The 1682-nt window shown below is 66.3% G+C and carries 1 pseudogene; it reads right to left on the bottom strand.

Annotated elements, in window-relative coordinates:
• Positions 1-65 precede the first annotated feature (65 nt).
• Positions 66-1635, bottom strand: a pseudogene (locus tag ABD211_RS33965) (replication initiator).
• Between the last annotated feature and the right edge of the window lie 47 nt (positions 1636-1682).

The following is a 1682-nucleotide window of genomic DNA, read 5'->3' as shown; positions in this document are numbered from 1 at the left end:
GCTCCACAGCCGATCGTCTCGATGCTTCGGCACAGACACTTCATTCCTCCTTTGACAGTTACGTGTCAGTCGTTGTTCTCGGCAATCAGTTCCTTGACGAGTCGTCGGTGCTCACGAGCTTTGGCCGCGGCAGTGTTGGCGAGCAGCGCGTCACCGGTCGTCTTCCAGCCGGTGCCTGCGTAGGTGAAGTTGCCGACGATGAGTGTGGTTTCTACGTCGTCGGTGTGGTCCTGAGTGCGGTGGTGGTCACGTCGCCAGTTCGCTCGTGCCTCGCGGAGGGCCTTGAGGGTGGTGGAGTACTGGCGGGATTTGGTAGAGAAGTGGCCGCCGAAGCCGAGCATGTGTGCCCACTTCTGGAGTCGGCGGTAGGAGAGGCGTCCGGAGTTCTTCGCGGCTTCGACTTCGTCCAGGTCGGATCCGGGCCGTCCGAGTCGCCAGCAGGCGTCGACCAGTCGGCCGGCATGGCTGTACTGGTTGGCGTACCGGTTGACGGTTGCCGCCGTGAGCCGCGCGGATGAGTGGCCGGTGGCTTCGGCGCCTTTGGTGGCGTATTTGGCGAGGTATCCGGCGACGNACTGCTCGTACGTCGAGTTGGCTTCCCCAGGCGATGAGCCAGCCGTCGGAATTGTCGGGGTGCGGCAGGGACCGGAAGCGGGTGGTCTCGGCGGCACGGCGTACCGCGTCGGCGAGCATGGTGAAGGTCGCGGCGCAGACGGGGGGTTCGAGGACGGACGGGTCGAGTGGGTTGACGCCGTCGAGGCGCATGAGGGCGTGGAAGTGGGCGACGCCGCGTGCTTGCATTTCGGCGACCTTGCCGTAGGAGAGCTTGACGGTCGCGCCGTGCTTCTTGGCTTCGGTGCGGAGGATGTCTTTGGCGCGTTCCATGGTGCGTCGCCAGAGTTCGCCGGACAGGGCGTTCCAGACGACTTGGTGGTCGTGGTCGTAGCAGTCCAGGCACAGCGGTGTGCCGAGGATCTTTTCGCCGTCGCGGTGGGTCTGGTGGCAGCGCAGGTCCACGCCGTGTGGGCAGTGCTCGGGTTCGCGGCGGGGTCGGCAGGGCCGGTTCCTGATGGTCCAGTTCTGGCCGTCGCGGGTGCGGATGGAGCGGGTGCCGTGGACGGGTCCGAAGGTGGGGGCGGTGAAGGTGACGAACGCGGACGGGTGCTGGGCGACGGTGGCGGGGATGCCTTTGCCGCCTTGCAGGCCTGCTAGGACGAGTTGGTAGGTGTCGCCTCGGTAGGTCTCGGCGCAGGAGGGGCAGACGGCGGCACGGCGGTTCCCGCAGGCTTTGTAGATGACCTGTCCGGGCATGTCGTCGGTGTGGCGGGTGGAGATGATGCGGCCGGTGCGTTCGGACACGACGTGGGACTCGCCGCGTAGCCGGATGGGGGCGACGCAGCCGCCTGCGGAGGTGGTGTGTTCGAGCCAGGCGTCGTAGTCCACGGTTCGTGCGGCGCGTTGGAGGGCGTGTTCGACGGCGTTGGTCGGGGTGTTGCTGTCGCCGGCACCGGGAACAAACTTCCGGCCCGACTTCGGCTCGTGTACAGCCAGGATCTCGACACCCCCAAGGAGCCCGTTGAGCACGTCGATAGCCCTGTCGGTGCTGTCGTTGCTGGTGTCCTGCGTCGATGTCATCTCGGGGCCTCCTCTCGAGGTATGGGCGGTGAACCGGAACTCTTGTT

The organism is Luedemannella flava, assembly GCF_039528515.1.
Classification (GTDB): Bacteria; Actinomycetota; Actinomycetes; order Mycobacteriales; family Micromonosporaceae; genus Luedemannella; species Luedemannella flava.
This window is presented reverse-complemented; position numbering and strand designations above follow the sequence as displayed.